The 16,967-nt window shown below is 61.5% G+C and carries 14 protein-coding genes and 1 pseudogene; 6 read left to right on the forward strand and 9 right to left on the reverse strand.

What is annotated here, in order from left to right:
• Window positions 1-35: 35 nt before the first annotated feature.
• The 3 genes from ACTG1P_RS18400 to fldB all read right to left on the reverse strand — a co-directional run bounded on the left by ACTG1P_RS18400 (window position 36) and on the right by fldB (window position 3,497).
• Window positions 36-1,376 carry a TldD/PmbA family protein gene (locus tag ACTG1P_RS18400; RefSeq protein WP_252656256.1) on the reverse strand — a complete coding sequence of 447 codons (1,341 nt, stop codon included), beginning with the start codon at window positions 1,374-1,376 and terminating at the stop codon, window positions 36-38.
• Complete coding sequence (locus tag ACTG1P_RS18405; protein WP_440001889.1) at window positions 1,376-2,776, reverse strand: TldD/PmbA family protein; 1,401 nt, start codon at window positions 2,774-2,776, stop codon at window positions 1,376-1,378. Before ACTG1P_RS18405 ends, ACTG1P_RS18400 begins: the two co-directional genes overlap by 1 nt.
• 202 nt (window positions 2,777-2,978) lie before the next feature.
• Window positions 2,979-3,497 (reverse strand): flavodoxin FldB, encoded by a 519-nt coding sequence (gene fldB / locus ACTG1P_RS18410; RefSeq protein ID WP_005335151.1) that lies wholly within the window; start codon window positions 3,495-3,497, stop codon window positions 2,979-2,981.
• A gap of 250 nt (window positions 3,498-3,747) precedes the next feature.
• On the opposite strand from fldB, the gene xerD reads away from it, so the two are divergent.
• Window positions 3,748-4,647 carry a site-specific tyrosine recombinase XerD gene (gene xerD, locus ACTG1P_RS18415; protein WP_144714380.1) on the forward strand — a complete coding sequence of 300 codons (900 nt, stop codon included), beginning with the start codon at window positions 3,748-3,750 and terminating at the stop codon, window positions 4,645-4,647.
• A gap of 72 nt (window positions 4,648-4,719) precedes the next feature.
• Here xerD and mscL read toward each other — a convergent pair whose 3' ends face one another.
• Window positions 4,720-5,130 (reverse strand): large-conductance mechanosensitive channel protein MscL, encoded by a 411-nt coding sequence (gene mscL / locus ACTG1P_RS18420; protein WP_047438040.1) that lies wholly within the window; start codon window positions 5,128-5,130, stop codon window positions 4,720-4,722.
• Between the two features lie 316 nt (window positions 5,131-5,446).
• Here mscL and ACTG1P_RS18425 point away from each other — a divergent pair, with 316 nt between their 5' ends.
• From ACTG1P_RS18425 to ACTG1P_RS18435, 3 genes and pseudogenes are all read left to right on the forward strand, one after another.
• Window positions 5,447-6,094: a disulfide isomerase DsbC N-terminal domain-containing protein gene (locus ACTG1P_RS18425; protein ID WP_278168033.1), complete on the forward strand. Its 648-nt coding sequence runs from the start codon at window positions 5,447-5,449 to the stop codon at window positions 6,092-6,094.
• Window positions 6,060-7,788, forward strand: a pseudogene (gene recJ / locus ACTG1P_RS18430) (single-stranded-DNA-specific exonuclease RecJ). Before ACTG1P_RS18425 ends, recJ begins: the two are co-directional and overlap by 35 nt.
• A gap of 157 nt (window positions 7,789-7,945) precedes the next feature.
• A complete protein-coding gene (locus ACTG1P_RS18435) occupies window positions 7,946-9,130 on the forward strand; it encodes a MerR family transcriptional regulator (RefSeq protein WP_440001890.1) in 1,185 nt (394 codons plus the stop codon).
• Window positions 9,131-9,197: 67 nt separating this feature from the next.
• Here the strand turns inward: ACTG1P_RS18435 and lnt are convergent, their stop codons facing one another.
• From lnt to miaB, 5 genes are all read right to left on the reverse strand, one after another.
• On the reverse strand, window positions 9,198-10,742 hold the full coding sequence (lnt, locus tag ACTG1P_RS18440; protein ID WP_440001891.1) for an apolipoprotein N-acyltransferase: 1,545 nt from the start codon (window positions 10,740-10,742) through the stop codon (window positions 9,198-9,200).
• A 148-nt stretch (window positions 10,743-10,890) separates the two neighbouring features.
• Entirely contained in the window at window positions 10,891-11,775 is an 885-nt protein-coding gene (gene corC, locus ACTG1P_RS18445; protein WP_440001892.1) for a CNNM family magnesium/cobalt transport protein CorC, read from the reverse strand.
• Window positions 11,776-11,870: 95 nt separating this feature from the next.
• Window positions 11,871-12,335, reverse strand: coding sequence for an rRNA maturation RNase YbeY (gene ybeY, locus ACTG1P_RS18450; RefSeq protein WP_440001893.1), 465 nt, complete (start codon window positions 12,333-12,335; stop codon window positions 11,871-11,873).
• Window positions 12,332-13,381 (reverse strand): PhoH family protein, encoded by a 1,050-nt coding sequence (locus ACTG1P_RS18455; RefSeq protein WP_440001894.1) that lies wholly within the window; start codon window positions 13,379-13,381, stop codon window positions 12,332-12,334. The genes ybeY and ACTG1P_RS18455 overlap by 4 nt, the downstream gene beginning before the upstream one ends.
• 54 nt (window positions 13,382-13,435) lie before the next feature.
• Complete coding sequence (gene miaB / locus ACTG1P_RS18460; RefSeq protein WP_005335132.1) at window positions 13,436-14,869, reverse strand: tRNA (N6-isopentenyl adenosine(37)-C2)-methylthiotransferase MiaB; 1,434 nt, start codon at window positions 14,867-14,869, stop codon at window positions 13,436-13,438.
• 265 nt (window positions 14,870-15,134) lie between these two features.
• Between miaB and ACTG1P_RS18465 the strand changes: the two genes are divergently transcribed.
• Together ACTG1P_RS18465 and ACTG1P_RS18470 are read left to right on the forward strand one after the other, a co-directional pair.
• Window positions 15,135-16,298: an FAD-dependent monooxygenase gene (locus ACTG1P_RS18465; RefSeq protein WP_440001895.1), complete on the forward strand. Its 1,164-nt coding sequence runs from the start codon at window positions 15,135-15,137 to the stop codon at window positions 16,296-16,298.
• A 49-nt stretch (window positions 16,299-16,347) separates the two neighbouring features.
• The gene (locus ACTG1P_RS18470; protein WP_047438019.1) at window positions 16,348-16,914 is read left to right on the forward strand and encodes a cysteine hydrolase family protein; all 567 of its coding nucleotides are present in this window, start codon (window positions 16,348-16,350) and stop codon (window positions 16,912-16,914) included.
• The last annotated feature ends 53 nt before the right edge of the window (window positions 16,915-16,967 follow it).

Raw genomic sequence — 16,967 nt, forward strand, 5'->3', positions numbered from 1 at the left:
CGCCTTTTTCTTACTTGCAGGTTTCGTCGGGGCGTTTACTTGCCCGCGACGGAGAGACCGCCAAAACGGATCTGCGGGGCGTAGAAGCCCTTGCCGTCGTTGTGGTGCAGGGTATCGCCGACCGCTTCCAGCTCGCCCAGCAGGCGGTAGAAGTTGCCTGCTACCGTGATGCCGCGCACCGGCCGCAGGCGAACTCCATCGCGACAGAGGAACCCTGACGCGCCAAAGGAGAAGTCGCCGCTCACCGCATCGGCTCCCGAGTGCAGGCCATCCAGCTTGACCAGCTCCAGATAGTCGCCGCTCTGCACTTCTGCTTCGCTATGGGGGCCTGCGCCGAACACCAGATGGCGAGCGGTCACATCGAGGGCGCTGCGAGCGCCGCGAGCGGCCGAGCCGTTGCTGGCCACACCAAAGTGGCGGGCGGTGGCGCTGTTATGGAGCAGGGTCTTCAGCTCCCCTTCGCCAATCAGCAGCAGATCCGAGCTGGCCGCCCCCTCGCCATCAAACGCCTTGATGTTCATGCCGCCCGGCATATAGACCCGGCTTTCCAGAGTAAGCCAGCGTGACGCCACGCTCTGGCCGACCTTGCTGCGCCAGGGGTTGATCCCTTGTTGGGCCCACTTGCCCGACAGCACACCCTGAAAGCAGCCAAACAGGCTGGCGAAGCAGTTGGTGCTAAAGATGACGCTGTAGCGACCGCTCGGCACCGCTTCACCGGGCAGTAGTCCATCGGCGATGGCGTAGATCTGCTCGATCAGGGCCTGGCTATCCAGCTCGTCGAAGCGACGGCCATACTGGCCCTGCGAGTGCATCGACTGGCGGCCATCCCGTTCCACCAGCGCCGAGGTGTAGCAGCCGACGCTGAACTCGCCGTGCTGGCAGAGGGTGCCCTGACTGTTGGCGAGCCAGAGCTGGCTCTCCCCTTCGAAGAAGCTGTTGTAGGGAGCGCCGCTCACATCGGGCATGGCCAGCATGTCAGATTCCAGGCGCAGGGCCAGAGCGATCTTCTCCTCAACCGGCGTGGTATCGGGCTGGTTGATCTCGGCGCAATCTGTGGTGATCCGGCTATTGGCTACCGAGATGCGTTGATCCGGGTCCACCTTGGCAAAGCGGCTGGCATCGAGCGCATCCTGCAGCATGGCATCCAGCGCCAGCTCATCGAGGGATTCCGAGTAGGCGATGCCGACCCGACCCTCTTTGATCAGGCGAATACCGAGTTGCTGGCTGCTGGTGACCTTGTATTCACCCAGCTCGCCCTTGTCTGCCTTGAGGGAGAAGGCCTTCTCCTGATTGGCGATGATGTCTGCCTCGGCGCCGAGGTCGGCCACCTTGTCCAGCAGGCGGGTGAGCAGTTGGTTCATGTCGAGCTGGCTCATCAGGCGTTCCCTCCCACCAGAATGTTGTCCACTTTGAGAGCCGGCTGGCCCACCGAGGTGGGCACCGAGCCCGAGACCGAGCCGCACATACCGGCGGCCAGCGCCAGATTGCTGCCCACCATGGAGATCTCTTTCAGCACCTGCGGGCCGGTACCGATCAGGGTGGCTGACTTGAGCGGTTTGGTGATTTTGCCGTGCTCGATGAGGTAGGCCTCCTGCACGTTGAAGTTGAACTCGCCGGTACCGGGCTGTACCGAGCCGCCCCCCATCTTCTTGGCGTAGATGCCGTGCTCCACTGTGGCCAGCATATCGTCGAGGCTGTGGCTGCCCGGTTCGATATAGGTGTTGCGCATGCGCGAGGTGGGGGCGTACTTGTAGGATTCGCGCCGACCCGAGCCGGTGCGGGCGTAACCCGTCTTGAGGGCGCCCATTCTGTCCACCAGAAAGCCGGTCAGCACGCCGTCCTTGATGAGCTGGGTGTGCTGGGTCGCCATCCCCTCGTCATCGACGTTGATGGAGCCCCAGACGTTGCTCTGCAGCCCTTCGTCCACCGCATTGACCACCGGATTGGCGATGAGCTGGCCCATCTTGTCGTGGAATACCGAGGCCTTCTTGGCTACCGAGGTGGTCTCCAGCAGGTGGCCGCACGCTTCGTGGAAGATGACGCCGCCAAAGCCGTTCTCCATGATGACCGGCAGGGTGCCGCTCGGGCAGGGAGCCGCGCCCAGCTTCACCAGTGCCTGACGGGTTGCGGTGAGGGCCAGCTCGCGCGGATCGATGCGATCGGCATGCTCCCAGCCCATCAGGGCGCCGGGGGCCTCGTAACCGACGCTCTGCTCGCTCCCTTCCATGGCGATGGTCTGGGCCATGATGCGGTTGTAGTGGCGGCGATCGGCCACTTGCACTCCTTCGCTGTTGAAGATCTCCACCTCCTGCTCCCAGCCCAGCACGTTGCCGGAGAACTGGCTCACCTTGCTGCTCTCGGCGCGGGCCACCGCATCCATGGCGTGCAGATAGGCGATCTTCTGCTCCAGCAGCTTGTCTGCCGACAAGGGCAGGGCCACCGGGTTGCGATCGCTCAGGCGGGTGAAATCGAAGGCGGTGGCGGTCACCACGGGGTCGCGGCGGTCTTTGGCCGCCAGCAGGGTGACGATGCGCAGCAGCTCGTCGCGGCTGGCCAGATTGGTGTAGCCGTAGAGCACCTTGTGGCCGTAACAGAGGCGCACGCCGATGCCGAAATCGAGGCCGCCGCTGATGTTCTCTATCTGGCTGGAGAGCAGGCTGAGCTGGCTGCGGCGCTTGCGCTCGACAAACAGCTCGGCAAAATCGGCACCCAGCGCCAGCGCGTGATCGAGCACGTCACGGGCAATGGCGGGGGCCAACAGGGAGAATGGGGTCATAGAATATCCTTTTCTGGTCTGTCCGTTTGCTTCCGACATCCGGCTCTGATTGTTATGGGATGTCGAGTCCATTGTTGCAGACCAGCACAAAAAAGTCGCTATAGCGTCATGCGATGATACCGATTGAGAAAATCGGTGCGATAACTGCGCCCGGCGGCCAGGGCCAGGCGCTCAGGGTCGTTTTGCCAAAACGTGGGAAAGATCAGAGCAGGGCGTGGATTTCGCTCAGGATCTGCTCGACCCACTGCTCGATGCGCGGATCGGTCTGGTCATATTGGTTGGCATCATCGAGGGCCAGCCCGACGAAGTGACGGCCATCGTCGATCAGTGCCTTGGAGGCATCGAATTCGTACCCTTCGTTGGGCCAGTAGCCCACCAGCTTGACCCCTTTTGGCACCAGCTGATCGTGCAGCATGCCGAGGGCGTCCTGGAACCATTCGCCATAACCGAGCTGATCGCCGAGGCCAAACAGGGCGACGATGCGTCCCTCCAGATGGAGATCGGCGATATCTTCCCAGCGGGACTCCCAGTCCTCCTGCAGTTCGCCAAAATCCCAGGTGGAGATGCCGAGGATCAGGATCTCGTAATCCTCCATCCGGCGCAGGGAGACATCCTTGATATTGTGAATATCCACCAGCTCGGGGCCGATGAGGGCGCGGATCTTCTCGGCAGCCATCTCGGTGTAGCAGGTGGTGGAACCGTAAAACAGACCAATCTTCATCGCTCTTCTCTCTGTTGGCGCTTTCTCGCTTGCTTTTGGCGCGTTCTCGCATGCTCGTGTGGGCTGCGCCATGTTGGCAACACGATGGGTAACGTAAGGGGAGGGCGCCAGTCTAGCAGATTGCCATTCGACCTTCACCGCCCGGCAAGGGGCGTGGCAAACGAGCCTTATCTTTCCAATGAAAGTGCCTTGTCTTTCCAAGGAGTTGGCGCGTTACAATGGGCCATCGATCCCCTGACTGCAGCGCACCATGAGCAAGCCTGACCCACATCCCCTGATTGAACCCTTCCTCGACGCCCTCTGGCTGGAGCGGGGATTGTCTGACAACACGGTCAGCTCCTATCGCAGCGATCTGGAGAAGTTCTCCCTCTGGCTCGACGAGCAGGGGAGCTCGCTGCTGTTGGCTGGGATGGACGAGATCCAGCACTACCTCGCCTGGCGGGTCGATCACCAGTTTGCGGCCAGCAGCACCGCCCGTTTTCTCTCGGCCCTGCGCCGTTTCTATCAGTATCTCAACCGCGAGAAGCTGCGCAGCGACGATCCGACCGTGCTGCTGGAGGGGCCCAAGCTGCCGAAAAAACTCCCCTCCGATTTAAGCGAAGCGGAAGTGGAGGCACTCTTGAGTGCGCCGCTGGTGGATGACCCGCTGGAGTTGCGGGACAAGGCAATGCTGGAGCTGCTCTACGCTACCGGCTTGCGGGTTTCCGAGCTGGTGGGGCTCACCGCCGAGCATGTCAGTCTGCGTCAGGGGCTGGTGCGTGTGGTCGGCAAGGGCAACAAGGAGCGGCTGGTGCCGATGGGCGAGGAGGCGATGTACTGGTTGGAGCGTTACTACCGGGAGGCGCGCACCCTGCTGCTGGGGGGCACCAGCTCGGATGTGGTGTTTCCCTCCAAGCAGGCCCGTATGATGACCCGCCAGACCTTCTGGCACCGCATCAAGCTCTATGCCCTGCGGGCCGGGATCAACGGTGAGCTCTCCCCTCACACCTTGCGTCACGCCTTCGCCACCCATCTGCTCAACCATGGCGCCGACCTGCGAGTGGTACAGATGCTGCTGGGCCATGCGGATCTCTCCACCACCCAGATCTACACCCATGTGGCCAACGAGCGACTCAAGGCGCTGCACGGTGAGCACCACCCCAGAGCCTGAGTTGTTGGCCTTTCAAAAACAAAAAACCGCCAGCAGGCGGTTTTTTTATCTCTACACGACAGGAGATGGCGCTTATTTCCCTTGCTGGGATTTCAGCAGATCACGGATCTCGGTCAGCAGCTCCTGATCCTTGGTCGGGCCTGCCGGGGCGGCGGCTTCCTCTTCCTGCTTCTTCTTGAGGGTGTTGATGGCCTTCAGTCCCATGAAGATGGCAAAAGAGATGATCAGAAAGTCGATGATGGTCTGGATGAACTTGCCATAGGCGATAACTACGGCGGGTGTTGCACCTTCTGCGGCCTTCAGGGTGACCGCCAGGTCGCTGAAGTCTACGCCGCCCAGGATCAGGCCGATGGGCGGCATGATCACGTCACCGACAAAAGAGGAGACAATTTTGCCGAAGGCGGCACCGATGATGATACCGACCGCCATATCGATGACGTTGCCGCGGGCGGCAAAGGCTTTGAACTCTTGAATCAGACTCATTATTTCCTCCGAAATTAAACAAGATAGCGCGTTGATTACCCTTGCCAAAGGGCGAACTCTTGTCAGGAAAAACAGAGGCTAAGCCGCGTTGTTCCTGTCGTCCTGACTAGCTTGCGGGCGTTATGAGTCCTTGGCAATCGGGGGGAACCATTTTTTTGGTACAAAGTGATATTAATTTTTTGGTAAGTAGCTGGTTGAATGATGAGCTGTGCTGCTGTAGTTTGCTGGGTCGATTCATTCATACCACGTGAGTAAACAAGTGAAGTATTTACTACTGGGAATGATGCTTTTGTGCACATTTGCTGCCAGAGCGGGGATGGATACCCAAGCCTTGAAACAGACCATCACAGCCCGGCTGGGGGTCCCCGTCTATCTGGTTGAACCGACCCCGATCGCGGGGTTGTATATGCTGGGCACCTCACAGGGGGTGCTCTACAGCGATGCCAAAGGGGATTATGTGGTGCAGGGGGTCATGCTGGATATGACCCGCGACATGAAGAACTTGACCATCTCGGGCATGCGTGAGCAGCGCCGACTTGGTCTGGCGCAGGTGGCTCATGCCCCCATTGTGCTCAAGGCCCGGAATGAGCGTCACCGGGTCGCACTGTTTCTCGGCGAGCAGGACGCCAAGCGCCATCAGCTCTCCGGCACCTTGCAACACCTGCAGGCATCCGGGGTGAGCGTGGCACTCTATCCGGTGATTGATCACGCCGAACGGGCCACAGACTGGTGCAGCGATCCCCTACTGCAAAATGATCCGTTAAAAGCCTATTTGCCTCAAACGGCATGTAGTGAGACCCTTATCCAAAATATTGGCCTGAGCCAATGGTTGGGGGTCAAGGTACTGCCGGCCTGGGTCTCCTCCGACGGGGATCTGGTGCGCGGGTATCAGAGCCCCGAACAGCTGCTCAAGATACTGGATAATTTTGATGCCTCTGCACATTCGTCGTCGTCCGCGAGTTGATGATTCCCATCTGCCTGCCACTCTGCATCCCCTGCTTCGCCAAATCTTCGCCAGTCGTGGCGTAGAGGACCCCGCCCTGCTGGAGCGCAGCGCCAGCCAGCTGTTGCCGCCCCAGCGCCTCTACGGCATGGAACAGGCGGTGCCGCTGCTGGCGGAGGCTCTGACCGCCCAGAAACGGATCCTTATCGTCGGTGACTTTGACTGCGATGGCGCCACCAGCTCGGCCCTGTGTGTGCTGGCCTTGCGAGCCATGGGCGGTTGCCACATCGATTTTCTGGTGCCCAACCGCTTCGAGTTCGGCTACGGCCTCACCCCCGAAATTGTCGAGCTGGCGGTGGCCCGCGGCGCCGAGTTCCTGATCACGGTAGACAACGGCATCTCCAGCATTGCCGGGGTGGCGGCAGCCAAGGCGGCGGGCATGCAGGTACTGGTTACCGATCACCATTTGCCGGGTCAGGAGCTGCCTGACGCCGATGCCATCGTCAACCCGAACCAGCGCGGTTGCGATTTTCCCTCCAAGTCGCTGGCCGGGGTGGGGGTGGCCTTCTACCTGATGGCGGCCCTCAACACCCACCTGCGCCAGCTCGGCTGGTATGAACGGCAAGGGCTGCGCACCCCCAATGTGGCGGATTACCTCGATCTGGTAGCGCTCGGCACGGTGGCCGACGTGGTGGCGCTCGATGGCAACAACCGTATTCTGGTCCATCAGGGCTTGCAGCGGATCCGGGCCGGCCGCTGTCGTCCCGGCATTCAGGCGCTGGTGGATGTGTCGGGTCGCGATGGTCGCCGTCTCACCGCCGCCGACCTCGGCTTTGCACTGGGGCCGCGCCTCAACGCGGTAGGGCGCCTCGATGATATGTCCCTCGGGGTCGCCTGTCTGCTCTGTGATGACCTCAATCTGGCGCGCCAGCTTGCGGCCGAGATGGACAGCCTCAATCAGGAGCGCAAGGAGATCGAGCAGGGGATGCAACAGGAGGCCCTCGCCACCCTGGAGCAGATCCGTTTTCGCGATGGCGAGGTGCCGTCGGGCATAGTTGCACCGGGACGACTGGCATCAGGGAGTGGTGGGGCTGGTGGCCTCCAAGGTGAAGGAGAAGTACTACCGCCCTGTCATCGCCTTTGCCGAGAGCAGCGAGAGCGAGCTCAAGGGATCAGGGCGCTCCATCCCCGGGGTGCATCTGCGCGATGCGCTGGAACTGCTCGACACCCGCCACCCCGGCTTGATGGGTAAGTTTGGCGGCCATGCCATGGCGGCAGGGTTGACCCTGCCCAAGGCCAATATCGAGGCCTTCGGTCGGGCGTTTGAGGCGGTCATCAGCGAGCTGGTGACCCCCGAGCTCTTGACCGGGGTGCTGCTCACCGATGGTGAGCTGCTGCCGGATGAACTGAGTCTGGAGCTGGCGGAGCTGATCCGCGCCTCCGGCCCCTGGGGTCAGGCCTTCCCCGAGCCACTGTTTGACGGCGAATTCGTGCTGGTGCAGCAGCGGCTGGTGGGGGAGAAGCACCTCAAGATGATGCTGACAACCGATTCCGGTCACGCGGTGGATGCCATCGCTTTTGGCGTCGATCTCAAGCGCTGGCCCGATGCCTCGGTCAAGCGGGTGCGGCTGGTCTACCGGCTCGATGTCAACGAGTGGCGCGGCAACCGCAGTGTGCAGCTGCTGGTGGAACATCTGGAGGCGGCCGGTCTTTGAGTCAAGAGCATCGCAGCTCTATAGCTGACAACGGCCACCCTCGGGTGGCCGTTTTTGTTGGCAGATCTCTGGAAAAGGGCGTTGACCTGTCTATAGCTTTACAGTTTAAGCTCGTCTCTATCGGGTCACCTGATGGCCCGCACCGTGAGTGATTGCCATGAAAATATCCGAACTGGCCCGCCGCTGCGGTCTCGCCCGCTCCACCCTGCTCTATTACGAGAAGCTGGGAGTGATTGCCGGCAACCGGGCTGCCAACGGCTATCGCCATTATGACGAGGGGGATCTGCAACGGCTGCAAATGGTGCAGGCCCTGCAGGCGGGTGGTCTCAGCCTCAAGCAGTGCCTCGCCTGTCTGGCTGGCGAGATAGATCAAGCGGCATTGCAGGCCCGAGTCAGGGAGCTGGATGAGGAGCTGGTGCGGATGCAGCGTGCTCGGGATCTGCTGGCGGACTTGGCAGGGCTGCGCCCGCGCTCCGGTGAGGAATTCAAGGCCTGGCAGCTGCAACTGCAGCGCGAGGCACCGGAGGCCTACTTCGCGTGGGTGATGAAACAGGGTTTTAGCGAGAAAGATCGTTACCACTTGCAATGGTTGAGCAAAGACATGAATGAACATGAGCGTTACATCAAGGACTTTATCCAGCTGCTGGATGGCATGAGTTACTGGGGGCCGGGGGATCGCGCCTTCACCCAGCAGCAGTTTGCCGCCTTGCCCATCCGGCCGCGCCGGATCCTCGACATGGGCTGCGGGCGCGGTGCCTCGACCATGGCGCTGGCTCAGGTGACCGATACCGCCATTGTGGCCATCGATCTGGAAGAGGAGGCGCTGGCCGCCGTGGCGCACTCCGCCCGTGCAGCGGGCTTTGAGCATGTCTCCACCCTCTGCGCCAACATGGCGGCACTGCCGGACGATCTGGCCCCGGCCGACCTCATCTGGGCAGAGGGGAGTGCTTACGTGATGGGGGTTGCCAATGCACTGAAGGCGTGGCGCCCGCTGCTCGCGAGCCCGCAGGCTTGCATCGTGCTGAGTGATGCGGTCTGGCTGACCGATAACCCGCCCGAGGAGGCGTTTGCATTCTGGCAGCAGGATTACCCCGCCATGCAGACGCTGGCGGGCCTGCTTGAGACGGTACAAGCGGCAGGCTACCGCTGCCTGTCGCACACTCCGTTGCCGATGAGCGCCTGGAACAACTATCTGGACCCTATCGAGGTCAATCTGGTGCGCTATCGAGACGAGCTGGGGGAGAGTGCCGCCTGGCAGGACTTGAGCCGGGAAGTAGCCATCCACCGCCAATATCTGGGCAGTTACGGCTATGTGATCTGCTGCCTGCAAAAAGATGCGTGATAATTTGTCGTAAAAAAATGAGGCGCCTGCGGGCGCCTCGTTGTTTATCAGGGATTGCGGATGGCCATTACAGCTCGCGGGCCCAGGGGTGAGCCTTGGGGCGCAGCGCCAGCGCCAGACCCAGCAGCAGCACGGTCAAACCGTAGAGGGGCCAGCTGCCAAAGCGCATATAGGGGGTCTCGCCGTGGGCGGGACGCACCTCGCTGCGCAGCACGCCCGCTTCAAACTGCGGGATCTGGCCGATGATGCTGCCATCGATCTCGGTCACGATGGTGATGCCGGTGTTGGTGTCCCGCAGCAGCGGACGAGCCAGCTCCAGCGCGCGCATCCGGGCGATCTCCATATGCTGCCACGGACCGATGCTGGTGCCGAACCAGGCATCGTTGGAGACGGTCAGCAGGAAGTCGGTATCGGCATTGACGTTGCGGCGCACCTCCTCCGGGAAGATGATCTCGTAGCAGATGGCGGCGGCAAACTTGAGCCCCTTGGCGATCAGGTTTGGTTGCACTTCGTCACCCCGGCTGAAAGAGGACATCGGCAGGTTGAAGAAGGGGGCGATGGGGCGCAGCAGATCTTCAAACGGCACGAACTCGCCGATGGGCAGCAGGTGGTACTTGTTGTAGCGGTTGGGGTGGTTGTAGAAGTAGGACTCCTTGCCATCCGCATCCTGCACCCCCATGCCGAGCACGGTATTGTAGAAGCGCTGTTGCTGCTCGTCGTAGTGGATGATCCCCGCCAGCAGGCCGGTATCGTTCACCTTCATCGCCTTGTCCAGATTCTCCAGATAGGGGCCCATCGCCTTCTCGATGGCCGGGATCGCCGACTCCGGCCAGATGATGATGTCGGCATCCTGATTCTCGCGGCTCAAGTCCTGATAGGTGCGCACTGTGGGGGCCAGCGCCTCCGGATCCCACTTGAGGGACTGGGCGATATTGCCCTGCACCAGTGCTACCTTGACCGGCTCGCCACGGGTCACCCAGTTGAGCTGCATCAGACCGTTGGCACCTGCCACCAGCAAAGCGGGCACAGCCAGCCAGAGCGGGGAGCGGGACTTCCACACCAGCCAGATGGCGGAGGCGGAGAACAACAGCGCCAGCGTGATGCCCTGCACCCCGAGAATGGGGGCGAAGCCCTTGAGGGGGCCGTCGATCTGGCTGTAGCCAAACCAGAGCCAGGGGAAACCGGTCATCACCCAGCCGCGCAGCCAGTCAGCGACTAACCACAGGGCCGGGAAGGCGAGCAGCCAGCGGCTCCAGTGACGGCCGCCAAAGAAGCGGGCAAAGACCCAGCAGGTGAGCGTCGGGTAGAGTGCCAGATAGGCGGAGAGACCGGTCAGCAGCACGAAGGCGACCGGCAGCGGGATGCCACCAAACTCGGTCATGCTGACGTGGATCCACCACAGCCCCGGCAAAAAGAGCCCCATGGCGTAGCCAAAACCGCGCCAGGCGGCCTGTTTCGGCGTGGCTTTGTCCAGCAGGGCGTAGAGACCGAGCAGGGAGGGGATCACCAGCGGCCAGCAGCCGAAGGGGGAGAAGGCCAGCACGGCGATGGCACCAGAGGCCAGTGCGCTGAGGCTTAACAGAATTTTGGAAGTAACAGGGGATAATCTCACGGGCGATGGTGCTCGTCTTGGTGTGCAACTGGGGTCGAATGGCCGGTATCTTAACCTGTAAGCGGGGCAACGGCGAGCCTCGATGCCGGTGGCAGAGAGCACAACGCCCCGAGGTCGGGGCGTCGTTTCACACATCGAGCGGATCTGCTTATTGCGGCTCAGATTGCGCCGCCGCGTGGTGTTCGGGGATCTTCACCTGCAGCTGCTGCAGACGACGCCGGTCGGCATGCATTACCTTGAACAGGTAGCCGTCCAGCTCGATCTCCTCGCCCTTCTTGGGCAGGTGGCTGAAGGCGTGCATCACCAGACCACCCACCGTATCCACCTCTTCATCGCTGAATTTGGTGCCGAAGAAGTCGTTGAAATCCTCGATCTCGGTCAGGGCGCTGATGGAGAAGACCCGCTTGCTGAGGCGGCGGATCTCGTCCGGTTCATCCTCGATGTCGTCAAACTCGTCGTCGATCTCGCCAACGATCAGTTCCAGTATGTCTTCGATGGTCACCAGACCGGAGACGCCACCAAATTCGTCGACCACGATGGCCATGTGGTAGCGCTCTTCACGGAACTCCTTGAGCAGACGGTCAACCCGTTTGCTTTCCGGCACGATCACCGTGGGGCGCAAGATTTTCTCGAGCTGCAGCGGCTCGCTGGCGTGATGGCCGCGAAACCCGAAGGGGAGCAGATCCTTGGCGAGCAGAATGCCCTCCACATGATCCTTGTCCTCGTTGATCACCGGGAAGCGGGAGTGGCCGGACTCGATGATCACCGGCAGGATTGCATCCACCGGTTGGGACTTCTCAATGGTCACCATCTGGGAGCGGGGGATCATGATATCGCGCACGCGAAGATCGGCGATCTCCAGCACCCCCTCGATCATGTCCTTGGTGTCCTGATCGATGAGGTCGCGCTCTTCGGCATCGGCTATCACGTCTACCAAATCATTGCGGTCTTTTGGCTCGCCCTGGAAGAGTTGGCTGAGTTTGTCGAGCCAGGTTTTCTTCGGCGAGCCGGTACTAGGGTGATCGTCGGTCATTTTCTCTCTTGGTTACTCGTATGAACACACTTGAAATAGTTCGGGTTATATAAGGATGGCCATCTGCTGTTTCAAGACGATGACCATCCGGTTCTTTACTCTTCGTCGTTCAGATAAGGATCGGCAAAACCGAGCTCCTGCATGATGTCGCGCTCAAGCGCTTCCATCTCTTCAGCTTCCTCATCCTCGATATGGTCATAACCTAGCAGATGCAGACTGCCGTGCACAACCATGTGGGCCCAGTGGGCCATCAGGGGCTTGCCCTGCTCCTCGGCCTCGCGCTCTACCACCTGACGGCAGATCACCAGATCGCCGAGCAGCGGCAGCTCCAGACCGGGTAGCGCCTCGAACGGGAAGGAGAGCACGTTGGTGGGCTTGTCCTTGCCGCGATAGGTGAGGTTGAGTTCGTTGCTCTCCGCCTCGTCGACGATGCGCACCGTCACTTCTGCCTCCTGCTGGAAGCCGAGAATGGTGCCGTCGAGCCAGCCTTGCAGCTGGGCTTCGGTGGGCAGGCCGTCAGTGCTGGCGCTGGCCAGCTGCAGATCCAGGGTTACGCTCATTGCTCACTCTCTTTGCTGGCGTTTGTTTGGCCGGTAACCTTCTCCGCTGCCTGTTTGGCATCGAATGCCTCGTAAGCCTGCACGATACGAGCCACCACCGGGTGGCGCACCACGTCTTTGGACTCGAAGAAGTTGAACGACAGACCATCGACCCCTTGCAGCACTTCCAGCGCGTGGCGCAGGCCGGATTTGGCGTTGCGCGGCAGGTCTACCTGGGTGATGTCACCGGTGACCACCGCCTTGGAGTTGAAACCGATCCGGGTGAGGAACATCTTCATCTGCTCGGTGGTGGTGTTCTGGGCCTCATCGAGAATGATAAAGGCGTCATTGAGGGTTCTTCCGCGCATATAGGCGAGCGGCGCCACCTCGATGATGTTGCGCTCCATCAGCTTCTCGACCCGCTCAAAGCCTAGCATCTCGAACAGGGCGTCGTAGAGCGGGCGCAGGTAAGGATCCACCTTCTGGGAGAGATCCCCGGGCAGGAAGCCCAGCTTCTCGCCCGCTTCCACCGCCGGACGAGTCAGCAGAATGCGGCGAATTTCCTGACGCTCCAGCGCATCCACCGCCGCCGCGACTGCCAGATAGGTCTTGCCTGTACCGGCAGGGCCTATGCCGAAGCAGATGTCGTGGCGCACGATATTGGCGATGTACTGAGCCTGGTTGGGGCTGCGCGGTTTGATGAGACCGCGCTTGGTCTTGACCGTCACCTCCTTGCCATAGGGGATGCTCGGCACCGGTTCGTCATCCTGCTCCAGCACCCGCGACTCCTGAATAGCCAGATGGACCATGTCGGGAGTGATGTCGGTCACCTTGCCACCCTTGAGGGGCTGGGTTTCCACATAGAGGTGCTTGAGGATGACGGCGGCGGCATCCAGCTGGGCCGGTTTGCCCACCAACTGGAAGTGGCTGTCACGGTAGCTGATCTCGACGCCGAGGCGGCGCTCCAGCTGCTTGATGTTGTCATCGAAGGGGCCGCACAGGCTGGCAAGGCGCTGGTTGTCGGCGGGCTCCAGATGCAGATTCAGGGTCGAGATGTGTCGGCTCAAAATATCCTCGTCTCAAGGCGCTCCCCATCCGCCGGGCGAATGGGGAGGAGGGGATTAATGGGGTGTGAAAGCGGCCACGCCCAGCTCGTCCGGTACGTTATCCGGGCGACGGGCCAGGATTTCGCTCGGGGCGGTGGCGATCCGCAGGTTCATCTCGCTCTCGCCGCGGATGAACTTGCCGCGCAGGGAGTTGGGACGTACCTCGGTGATCTCCACGTCGGCAAAGCCGCCGATCAGGGTATGCTGGCCTTCGAAGTTGACCACCCGGTTGTTCTCGGTGCGACCACACAGCTGCATCGGGTCGAGCTTGGAGGGCCCTTCCACCAGGATACGCTGGGTGGTGCCCAGCATGGCGCGGCCAATCTGCATCGCCTGGTTGTTGATGACGTGCTGCAGGCGGGCCAGACGGGCTTTTTTCACTTCCATGTCGACATCGTCAGGCATGTCGGCGGCCGGGGTGCCCGGGCGCGGACTGAAGATGAAGCTGAAGCTCATGTCGAAACCCACATCCTCGATCAGCTTCATGGTGGCCTCGAAATCCTCATCGGTTTCGTTCGGGAAGCCAACGATAAAGTCGGAGCTGATGGTGATGTCGGGACGGGCGGCACGCAGGCGACGGATCTTGGATTTGTACTCCAGGATGGTGTGCGGGCGCTTCATCATGGTCAGGATACGGTCGGAGCCGCTCTGCACCGGCAGGTGCAGGAAGCTGACCACTTCCGGGGTGTCTTTGTAGACTTCGATGATGTCGTCGGTGAACTCGATCGGGTGGCTGGTGGTGTAGCGAATGCGATCGATACCGTCGATAGCGGCCACCAGACGCAGCAGCTCGGCGAAGGTGCAGATACCGCCATCAAAGGTCGGACCGCGGTAGGCGTTGACGTTCTGGCCGAGCAGGTTCACTTCGCGCACGCCCTGCTGGGCGAGCTGGGCGATTTCGTAGAGCACGTCGTCCAGCGGACGGCTCACCTCTTCACCGCGGGTGTAGGGCACCACGCAGTAAGTGCAGTATTTGGAGCAGCCTTCCATGATGGAGACGAACGCGGTGGCCCCTTCGGCGCGCGGTTCGGGCAGGCTGTCGAATTTTTCGATCTCGGGGAAGGCGATATCAACCTGGGCACCACGGCCCTCTTGCACTTCCTTGATCATGGCGGGCAGGCGATGCAGGGTCTGCGGACCGAACACGATATCCACATAGGGAGCGCGCTGGCGAATGGCATCGCCCTCCTGAGAGGCAACGCAGCCACCCACGCCGATCACCAGACCGGGCTTGTTGGCCTTGAGCTTTTTCCAGCGTCCCAGCTGGTGGAACACCTTCTCCTGCGCTTTTTCGCGGATGGAGCAGGTATTGAGCAGCAAGACATCTGCCTCTTCGGGCTCTTCGGTAAGGGTGTAGCCATTGCTGGCATCCAACAGGTCGGCCATTTTGGACGAGTCATACTCGTTCATCTGGCAACCCCAGGTTTTAATGTGAAGTTTCTTGCTCATTGCTTCTCTTGACTTGTTTTGAAATCGGCATGGTCAAAGGACCGCGCATTTTACTCCGCAATCTGGATACTGCCTAGCTAATATCCAGCTGGCAATGGTGCTCACCCGATACCTGTTGCCAGCAAGCTCAATAAGCTTTCTCCTTGATTTGACGCAGCAATTCCCCGTTTGTCTCACTGTTTATCAGTCGCCCTTGCGCTATCATGCAGCCATCCGGTTCACGTCCGGGCGCTGTCGCCGGACGCACCCTTTCAGGAATAAATGTATGGAACAGTGTGATATCGCCATCGTCGGCGCCGGCATGGTGGGCGCCGCCACCGCCTGTCTGCTGGCGGCTCAGGGTCTCTCGGTGCGGGTCATCGAGACCCAACTGCCGGAGCATTACGCACGGTCGCAGCCGCTGGATCTGCGGGTCTCCGCCATCAGTCAGGCCTCGGTGGCTCTGCTGGAGCAGGCCGGTGCCTGGCACCATCTGCAACAGATGCGGCTGTGCCCCTACCGCCGACTGGAGACCTGGGAGCTGGACGGTTTTGCCACCCGCTTCAATGCCGCCGATCTCGGTCTGCCCCAGCTCGGCTACATCATCGAAAACCGGTTGGTACAGCTCGCCCTGCTCAAACGGATGGAAGATTTTCCCACCATCCAGACCCACACCCCGGCGGCGGTGACCAGTCTGTGCCAGAGCGTTGACGAAGTGGTGCTGACCCTGGATGACGGCACCGAGCTGGCGGCCCGCTGGGTGCTGGCCTGCGACGGTGCCGAATCCCACACCCGCAAGCTGGCGGGTATCGGTGTATCGCGCTTCGAGTACCGACAGCACTGCATGCTGATCAATATCGACACCGACTTTGCGCAGGAAGATATCACCTGGCAGCAGTTCACCCCGAGCGGCCCGCGCGCCTTCTTGCCGCTGCCCGGCCAGCACGGCTCTCTGGTGTGGTATGACAGCCCGGCCCGGATCCGGGCGCTGGCAGCCATGAGCAACGAGGCGCTCGCTGCCGAAGTGCGCCGCCACTTCCCAAGCCGCCTCGGCGGGTTCACCGTCACCGGCAAGAGGAGTTTCCCGCTGGTGCGCCGCCACGCCAACGACTATCACGCCGGTCGGGTAGTGCTGCTTGGTGATGCCGCCCACACCATCAACCCGCTGGCGGGGCAGGGGGTCAACCTCGGCTTCAAGGATGTAGCCTGCTGGGTCGACTTGCTCCAAGGGGCCGGTGCCGACTGGCATCAGCTGGTGCTGGCCGAGCGCTACGAGCGCCGTCGCCGCCCCGACAACCTGCTGATGCAGTCGGGGATGGATCTCTTCTACGGGGTGTTCAGCAACGAGATTGGCCCGCTCAAGCTGGCTCGCAATCTGGCCCTCAATCTGGCGGACAAGGCGGGCCCCCTGAAGGAGATGGCCCTGCGTTATGCACTGGGGCTGGTTTGACAGGTAGAAACCAGATAGCACGGGCTGAATGCACGAAGGAGCAAAGGTGATGAACAAGGCACTGCTGGTGATCGATTTTATCAACGATATTGCCCATCCCGACGGGCGCATCGCCGCCTCCGCAGCCCATGTGCTGGAGCAGGATGCCATCGCGCATGCCAATCAGGCGCTGGCCCATGCTCGCGCCAACGGCTGGCTGGTGGTGCTGATCAAGGTGGGCTTTGACGGCGGCTATCAGCTGCAGCCCAAGGGGTCTCCCATGTTTGGTCGCGCTCACCAGTTGGGGGCGCTCTCCTTGGCTGACAGCGGCACCGACTTTCATCCGGATCTGGATGTGCAGCCCGGCGATCTGGTGCTGACCAAGCCCAGAGTGAGCCCCTTCTATGGCACGGCGCTGGAGCCTGCGCTGCGGGCCAACCACATCGACCACCTCTATCTGTGCGGGGTGAGCACCAGCTGGGCCATTCAGGCGGCAACGCGGGATGGTCACGATCGCGACTACGCCATCACCATTCTGGAGGATGCCTGCGCAGCCGCAGATGCCACCGAGCATCACACCTCGCTGCGGATGCTGGGTCGCATCGCCGAGATCATCAAGGTGTCCCGGCTGGCTTGATCCTTAACGCAGGCTGCGCCCGATCACCGTTTTGAGATTGACCCTGCGGCCCT

Source organism: Aeromonas sp. 11P, assembly GCF_051920165.1.
Classification (GTDB): Bacteria; Pseudomonadota; Gammaproteobacteria; order Enterobacterales; family Aeromonadaceae; genus Aeromonas; species Aeromonas veronii.

What these genes read in the sequence shown, in the direction of transcription:
- ACTG1P_RS18400 (WP_252656256.1), bottom strand. Translation starts at nt 1,376, where the DNA reads ATGAGCCAGCTCGACATGAACCAACTGCTCACCCGCCTGCTGGACAAG.
- ACTG1P_RS18405 (WP_440001889.1), bottom strand. Translation starts at nt 2,776, where the DNA reads ATGACCCCATTCTCCCTGTTGGCCCCCGCCATTGCCCGTGACGTGCTC.
- fldB (WP_005335151.1), bottom strand. Translation starts at nt 3,497, where the DNA reads ATGAAGATTGGTCTGTTTTACGGTTCCACCACCTGCTACACCGAGATG.
- xerD (WP_144714380.1), top strand. Translation starts at nt 3,748, where the DNA reads ATGAGCAAGCCTGACCCACATCCCCTGATTGAACCCTTCCTCGACGCC.
- mscL (WP_047438040.1), bottom strand. Translation starts at nt 5,130, where the DNA reads ATGAGTCTGATTCAAGAGTTCAAAGCCTTTGCCGCCCGCGGCAACGTC.
- ACTG1P_RS18425 (WP_278168033.1), top strand. Translation starts at nt 5,447, where the DNA reads ATGGATACCCAAGCCTTGAAACAGACCATCACAGCCCGGCTGGGGGTC.
- ACTG1P_RS18435 (WP_440001890.1), top strand. Translation starts at nt 7,946, where the DNA reads ATGAAAATATCCGAACTGGCCCGCCGCTGCGGTCTCGCCCGCTCCACC.
- corC (WP_440001892.1), bottom strand. Translation starts at nt 11,775, where the DNA reads ATGACCGACGATCACCCTAGTACCGGCTCGCCGAAGAAAACCTGGCTC.
- ybeY (WP_440001893.1), bottom strand. Translation starts at nt 12,335, where the DNA reads ATGAGCGTAACCCTGGATCTGCAGCTGGCCAGCGCCAGCACTGACGGC.
- miaB (WP_005335132.1), bottom strand. Translation starts at nt 14,869, where the DNA reads ATGAGCAAGAAACTTCACATTAAAACCTGGGGTTGCCAGATGAACGAG.
- ACTG1P_RS18465 (WP_440001895.1), top strand. Translation starts at nt 15,135, where the DNA reads ATGGAACAGTGTGATATCGCCATCGTCGGCGCCGGCATGGTGGGCGCC.
- ACTG1P_RS18470 (WP_047438019.1), top strand. Translation starts at nt 16,348, where the DNA reads ATGAACAAGGCACTGCTGGTGATCGATTTTATCAACGATATTGCCCAT.